At 64.6% G+C, this 7270-nt stretch carries 5 protein-coding genes; all 5 read right to left on the reverse strand.

All coding sequences use genetic code 11. The features are described 5' to 3' along the window. The coding region (gene metH, locus GEV06_27685) for a methionine synthase (GenBank protein MPZ21641.1) at positions 1–3739 on the reverse strand (3739 nt) is incomplete at its 3' end. Next, positions 3736–4665: a metalloregulator ArsR/SmtB family transcription factor gene (locus GEV06_27690; GenBank protein MPZ21642.1), complete on the reverse strand. Its 930-nt coding sequence runs from the start codon at positions 4663–4665 to the stop codon at positions 3736–3738. The genes GEV06_27690 and metH, both read right to left, overlap by 4 nt. Positions 4666–4709: 44 nt before the next feature. Next, positions 4710–5435, reverse strand: a complete 726-nt coding sequence (locus GEV06_27695; protein MPZ21643.1) for a response regulator — start codon at positions 5433–5435, stop codon at positions 4710–4712. Positions 5436–5480: 45 nt separating this feature from the next. Then, a complete protein-coding gene (locus tag GEV06_27700; protein ID MPZ21644.1) occupies positions 5481–6527 on the reverse strand; it encodes a sensor histidine kinase in 1047 nt (348 codons plus the stop codon). Positions 6528–6569: 42 nt separating this feature from the next. Continuing rightward, the coding region (locus GEV06_27705; protein ID MPZ21645.1) for a hypothetical protein at positions 6570–7270 on the reverse strand (701 nt) is incomplete at its 5' end.

A 7270-nucleotide genomic window follows, 5' to 3' on the forward strand; every position in this document is an offset into this window, starting at 1 on the left:
CATTTCGATCTGCTGCGCCGATCGGCTGGGTCGGTGGTCGACGCTGTGTGGCTACCTCGTAGGAGAGGTTGCTCCCCAGCCACCGCTCCGCTTCCTCCTGTGAGATCCCCTTTCGGCGCGCGTACGCCTGGATCTGATCCAGGCCGATCCGGCCAACCATGAAGTAGCGCGCCGCCGGATGCGCGAAGTACAAGCCACAGACGCTGGCCGCCGGCCAGACTGCGTACGTCTCGGTGAGGCCCATGCCATGCGCTTCCGCGTCGAGCAGCGCAAAGAGCTTGCGCTTCTCGCCGTGATCGGGGCAGGCCGGATAACCAAAGGCAGGCCGGATGCCGCGGTACTTCTCTGCGGCGAGCTCTTCTCGAGTCAGTTGCTCGTCGCTCCCGTAGCCCCAGTCGCGGCGCGCCCGGGCGTGCAGATATTCCGCAAAGGCCTCCGCCAGACGGTCCGCGAGCAGCTTCACCATGATGGCGTTGTAGTCATCATGCTCCGCCTTGTACTGATCCGCGAGCCGATCGGCACCGATACCGGCCGTCACGGCGAACGCGCCGAGATAGTCGCGGCCCTCCCCATGTGGAGCCACGAAGTCTGCGAGGCTTCTGTTCGGCTTGTCGTCGTGCATCACGCTCTGCTGCCGGAGCATGTGGTACCGCGCGATCTCCCGGACGCGCTCCTCGTCTTCGTAGAGGACGATGTCGTCGCCGTCGCTGTTGGCGGGCCAGAAGCCGTAGACGCCCCGCACCTGGATGTGCCCATGGCGGATGATGTCATCGAGTAGCGCCGTACCCTGCTCATAGACACGGCGTGCCTCGGCGCCGTAGGCCGGATGCTCGAAGATCTGCGGGAATCGTCCCTTGAGCTCCCATGCCGTGAAGAAGAACGTCCAGTCGATGTACTTCGCAATCTCCGCGAGCGGCACGTCGTCTACGCTCCGTAGACCGAGGAACTCTGGCGTCGGCAGCTCTTCGTGCGCCCACTTGAGTCGGAGGCGATTGGCGCATGCCGCCTCGTACGAGAGCAGCGGCTTGCTGCCCCGGGCCGCGTGCTGATCGCGCAGGCGTTGCTGTTCCGTTCGTGCTGCCGCCATGAAGCTCGGCTGCTGTTGCTCGTCGAGCAAGCTGGACACGACGTTGACCGCGCGTGAGGCGTCCAGGACGTGCACTGTGACGCCCCGCTCGTACGCGGGCGCGATTTTCACCGCTGTATGCTGGGGGCTGGTGGTCGCTCCCCCGATGAGGAGCGGCAGTGTGAAGCGCCGGCGTTCCATTTCGTCCGCCAAGTGAACCATCTCGTCCAGCGATGGCGTAATCAGACCGCTCAAGCCGATGATGTCCGCACGCTGCTCCACCGCGGTCTGCAGAATCTTCTCGGCGGGCACCATGACGCCAAGATCGATGATCTCGTAGCTGTTGCACGCGAGCACCACACCGACGATGTTCTTCCCGATGTCATGCACATCTCCCTTGACCGTCGCGAGCACGATCTTGCCCTGCGCCCGCGCGTCGCCGTTGGCCTGCTTCTCATGCTCCATGTACGGTTCGAGGTACGCAACCGCCTTCTTCATGGCGCGGGCGCTCTTGACGACCTGCGGGAGAAACATCTTGCCCGCACCGAAGAGATCGCCCACCACGCGCATACCGTCCATCAGCGGTCCCTCGATGATCGCCAGCGGACGCGCATACTTCTGGCGTGCCTCTTCGACGTCCGCCTCGATGAAGTCCACGATGCCGTGGACCAGGGCGTGGGAGAGACGCGCCTCCACCGGGCGCTCACGCCACGTGAGGTCCTGCTCCCTTCGTGCGCCGGTGCCCTTGACCTGCTCCGCGAATGCGACGAGCCGCTCCGTGGCGTCGGGCCGTCGGTTGAAGAGCACGTCCTCGACCCGCTCGAGCAGATCGGCGGGGATGTCCTCGTACACCATCAATTGCCCGGCGTTCACGATGCCCATGTCGAGGCCGGCACGAATGGCGTGGTACAGGAATGCCGCATGCATCGCCTGCCGCACCACCTCGTTGCCGCGAAACGAGAACGACAGGTTGCTGATGCCGCCGCTGACGAGTGCGCCGGGGCACGCTTTCTTGATGAGGCGCGTGGCCTCGATGTACGCGGTGCCGTACTCGTTGTGCTCCTCGAGGCCGGTGGCCACCGCGAGGACATTGGGGTCGAAGATGATGTCAGTGGGCTCGAAGCCCGCCTCTTCGGTAAGCAGCCGATATGCGCGCTGACAAATCTCGACCTTCCGGGCGACGGAGTCTGCCTGCCCCTGCTCGTCGAACGCCATCACCACCACACCGGCGCCGTATCGTTGGATCGTCCTGGCGCGGCGCAGGAACTCCGCTTCGCCATCCTTCAGGCTGATCGAATTGACGATGCCCTTCCCTTGCAGGCACTTGAGCCCCGCTTCGAGCACCTCCCACTTCGAGCTGTCGACCACGAAGGGGAGCCGCGCCGCTTCAGGCTCGGTCGCGAGGAGGTTGAGGAACGTCGTCATGCACGCCGCCGACTCGAGCATGCCCTCGTCCATGTTGATGTCGAGCAGGTTGGCGCCGCCGCGCACCTGATCGAGCGCCACGTCGACGGCTGCATTGAAATCGCCCGACTTGACGAGTCGCATGAACTTTTGCGACCCGGTCACGTTGGTCCGCTCGCCAATCATGATGAAGTTGCTATCAGGCCGGATGGTGAGCGTTTCCAGGCCGGAGAGCTGCGGATAGCGTTCCGAGGGCACCTGCGGAACGCGCGGCGCCAGCCCATCGACGGCACGAGCGATGGCCTGAATGTGGTCCGGTGTCGTGCCGCAACAGCCACCGGCGATGTTCAGGAGGCCCCGCTCAGCAAACTCACACAGCAGAGCCGCAGTGTCTTCTGGCTGTTCGTCGTACTCGCCAAAGGCGTTTGGTAAGCCGGCGTTCGGATAGCAGAAGACCCAACATGGGGCGATGGCGGCGAGCTCGACGAGGTACGGGCGCATCTCCCGCGCGCCCAGCGCGCAATTCAGACCTACGCTGAACGGCTTCGCGTGAGCGATGGACGTCCAGAACGCGTCAATGGTCTGGCCCGAGAGCGTTCGCCCGCTCCGATCGGTAATCGTGACCGAGATCAGGAGCGGAAGATCGAGCTTCCTCTCTTCGAGCACCTCCTTGATGGCGACGATGGCTGCCTTGGCGTTGAGCGTATCGAAGATCGTCTCGACGAGCAGCAGATCGACGCCGCCATCCACCAGCCCGCGGACCTGTTCAGCATAGGCATCACGCAACGCATCGAATGTGATGGCACGATACGCCGGGTTGTTCACGTCGGGCGACAGCGACAGCGTGCGGTTGGTCGGGCCGATGGCGCCCGCCACGAAGCGCGGCTTGTCCGGTGTGCGCGCGTTGAACTCGTCGGCCGCCGCACGTCCGAGACGCGCCGCCGCAACGTTCAGCTCGTAAACCAGCGCTTCCAGGCCATAGTCCGACTGCGCGACGGCGGTGCTGTTGAACGTATTGGTCTCGGCGATGTCTGCGCCCGCCGCGAAGTACTCGCGGTGGATGTCGGTGATCACATCTGGCCGCGTCAAGACGAGCAGATCGTTGTCGCCTTTGAGATCGTGTGAGTGTGCCGCGAAGCGCTCCCCACGGAAGTCCGCCTCGGAGAGGCGGCGCCGTTGGATCATCGTGCCCATAGCGCCGTCGAGCACCAGAATGCGCTGTCGGAGGAGCGCGTCCAACGTCGCCCGTGCATGCGTTGTCGATGTCATATCGGTTTCTTCCTCGCGCTCGCGATGAGCACCGTGAACGGGTCTCCTTTGAGACGCGCCCCTACCTGGAGGCGTATGCCTACGAAGCCGCCAGCCGTGAGCAGCCGGCGCAGCGCATCGTCGGGAAATCCAAGCCACTGGTCACCGAGACGCTCCTGGACCCAGGTCTGATCGTGCCCACGTAGCTCGAGGAGGAGGACATACCCGCCCGGCTTGAGGATCCGGTGCGCTTCACGCAGCGCCTGCGCGGGCTCGGACGCGTGATGCAGCGCTTGTGATAGCAAGGCGACGTCCACCTTGTCAGCCTCGATCGGAACCTGCTCGATTTCGCCTTGCCGCCACGTCACGTTACGCACGCCGCGCTTGCGCGCCAGGGCCCGTGCGCGCTGCAGGACCACCTGGGATCGATCGACGGCAATCACCCGTTTCGCCCATCGGGCGGTCTCGACCGTGAGGTAGCCTTCGCCGCAGCCGAGGTCCGCGACGACCAGCGCCGGCAGCAGATGGCCGAGTGCACGCGCCCACGCGGCCCAGCTCCGCCCAGGCACGAGCTGGCCGGCGTCACCACCGTGAGTCTTGAACTCCTCTTTCCGGAGGCGCAACACTTCTCGCAGCCGTGCCTCGTCGGCCTTGGCCGTGCTCTCGTCTTTCGCCGACTCGAGCTCGACGCGCAGCGCCTCCCGGAGTCCGGCCAGCTCGGCGCCGTCGGCCGCTCTGAGCCCGTAGTACGCAAAGCCCCCCGCCCGCTGCTCTTCCACCAGCCCACTGTCCCGCAGGAGCTTGAGGTGACGTGAGATGCCCGATTGAGCAATACCGACGATGGCGGTGAGCTCCTTGACGTTGAGCTGGTCTCTGGCGAGCAGCCGCAGCAGACGCAATCGCTGCTCGTCGCCGAGCACACGGCACAGTGCCGCGAGCGACTTCATATCTACGAATCTACATGCATTGATGCATCGATGCAATAGTCCGATCAGAGCCGCTCGCTCAGGCGGCTGTAGCCCATGCGGCTGACCGGGAGGCGGGCACCGTCCTTGAGAATCACAGCACGGCTGTCCTTGGCGTAGAGCTCGACCTTCGCGACGCGATCGAGGTTGACGAGGTAGGACCGGTGAATTCGCACGAAGCGTTGCGGGTCGAGCGACGCTTCCAGGTCTGAGAGCGTCTGCTCTTTGAGGTAATTGCGGCCATTGGCGCGAAGCAGGACGTAATCATCTTGCGCCTGCGCGAAGTCGAGCGCGTCGACGGAGAGGATGTGCACATTGCCACCGTCGCGGATGAGCAGGCGGTCCCTCTGGCGCCGTTGCACCTCATCGACGAGCGCGGGTGGCGTCTGCCCTTCCCCTTGGGCGATCCGCGTTCGGGCTTGTGCCAGCGCCTCGCGTAGGCGCTCCTGGCTGAACGGCTTGAGCAGGTAGTCGACCGCATGCACCTCGAACGCCTTCAAGGCGTAGTCATCATGCGCCGTCGCGAATATAACGGGGATACGCGGGCCAATGAGCTGGAGCACCTCGAAGCCATCGAGCTTCGGCATCTGAATGTCGAGAATGACGAGGTCCGGCAGCTGCTCGCTCACGGCGCGAACCGCCTCGAAGCCATTGGCGCACTCGGCGACCAGTGTCACGTCGGGACACGCAGCCAGATACTCTCTCAGCACCTGGCGCGAGAGCTCTTCGTCATCCACGGTAATCACACGGATCGCACTATCACTCACCTCCGGCTCCTCGCCCTTGAATCACGAACCTCAAACCTCCTGTGGCCCTTTCCAAGGTAATTCCAGCGTGACGCGGAACTGGCCGTTGATATTGTGGACCGAAACCATGCCGTCACGCCCGTAGCGCATGCGCAGGCGTGCTCGCACGTTCGAGAGCCCGACACCGCTGCCCTTCCGCTGTCGCGAGTCCCCATCGTAGGGATTCTCGATCGCAAGCTGCAGCCGCTCGCCTTCTCGCTTCGTGCGAATCGTGAGCGTGCCGCCGTCGATGAGCGTGGCGATGCCATGCTTGATTGCGTTCTCGACCAGCGGCTGCAGCAACAGCGGTGGAACGCTGCAGGCCTTGGTTTCGTCCTCGTACTCGCGTCGAACTGTCAGCCGCGGCCCGAACCGAATCTGTTCAATGCCCAGGTACTGCTCGATCATCTCGAGCTCGCCGTCGAGCGGGATCTCCTCCATTGCGCCGTGCTTCAGCCCATGGCGCAAGAAATCGCCGAGCCGCAGGCACATCAGTCGCGCACCCTGCGGGTCGACAGTCGTCAGCGCACTGATGGAGTGCAGGCTGTTGAAGATGAAGTGCGGGTTGATCTGTGCACGCAGCGCTCTCAGCTCCGCTTCGCGTGCGAGGACGGCCTGGTGCAGCGCATTGCGCTCCGCTGCGCGGGATTCTTCCGCGGCAATGTGCACGTAGTGGCCGGCCGCGACGAGCAGGTACAGCATCACGCCAGACAAGAACAGCGACGCTCGCACATCGGGTGGCGGGATCGAGCTGGCGAGCGCGCCCGACCACGCCACCGCGACGCCCACCCAGAGGGCGGCCGCCGCGAGCGCCGCCAGCGCTTGGACACTCAGGCTGTCCGTGATATGCCCGGCGCGCAACGGTTGCGCCCGGCAGATGTACCAGCTTGCCGCACACACGCATCCGTAGAAGAGAAGGAGCGGTACGGAGATAGCAAGGGCGATCGTCCATGGGAAGCCTGGCTGGTGGACCAGGAGGACGGCGCGGAAGAGCCCCAGTGCGAGCCAGGCGCCGAAGTAAATCGCGATCCGTCGCGGTGTCGCGAACAGCGGAGGCACGGTACTATCAAATACTGAGTAGTGGTCAGTGGCCACTGGCCACTAGCTCTTCCGCTGTGCCCGTTCGAACGCGCGCTGCCGGAGAGCGTCCCGATGCTGACGTTTTTGGCGCCACCAGGAGTCCTCGTTCGTTACGTTGACACCGCCCAGAATTGCCGTGCCCCGGAGGGTCAGCCGAGGGCCGCTCGTATCCTGCGGCTCGCCTTCCTCTGGCATCCTCCGTTCGGTGTCGATGTCGAACCCTCCCAGAATGGCGACGCCGTGGCTGACGACGGTCCACGTCTCCGGGACCAGGATCGTGATGCCGCCAAAGCAGGCGAAGACGTTCAGCTCCGCCTCGCCCTCGATCTGCGCGGGCTGGAAGTCGAGGTCGCAGCCGCCAAAGATCGCGGTGACCTCGCCGCTCCGAAATCGGGGAGAGGCAACGGTCCGCTCGGCATTGCCGAACACGGCGACGAAGCTCAAATCTTCGCCTCGCTCCGGCCCGGCAAGCGGCAACGCCTCCCGCGCCGCGGCCCGTCGCCTGCCGCGCCAGAGGAGCATTCCACCGGCCAAGATGAGCAGGACCGGTGCTGCTTTGAAGAGCTCATACCCAAAGAGGCCGACCTTGAGATCCAGTAGCAACAATGAGATCGCTATCCAGCAGATCCCTGCGACGACCTGACCGCGCTCTCTCGAAAGCAACTTGAAGGCGCCGACCACGGCAAAGATCGCAGGCCAGTACGCCCAGATGCGCTCGGTCT

Source organism: Luteitalea sp., assembly GCA_009377605.1.
Classification (GTDB): domain Bacteria; phylum Acidobacteriota; class Vicinamibacteria; order Vicinamibacterales; family Vicinamibacteraceae; genus WHTT01.

Coding starts and splice junctions, on each gene's coding strand:
- GEV06_27690 (MPZ21642.1), bottom strand. CDS start 4,665: ATGAAGTCGCTCGCGGCACTGTGCCGTGTGCTCGGCGACGAGCAGCGA.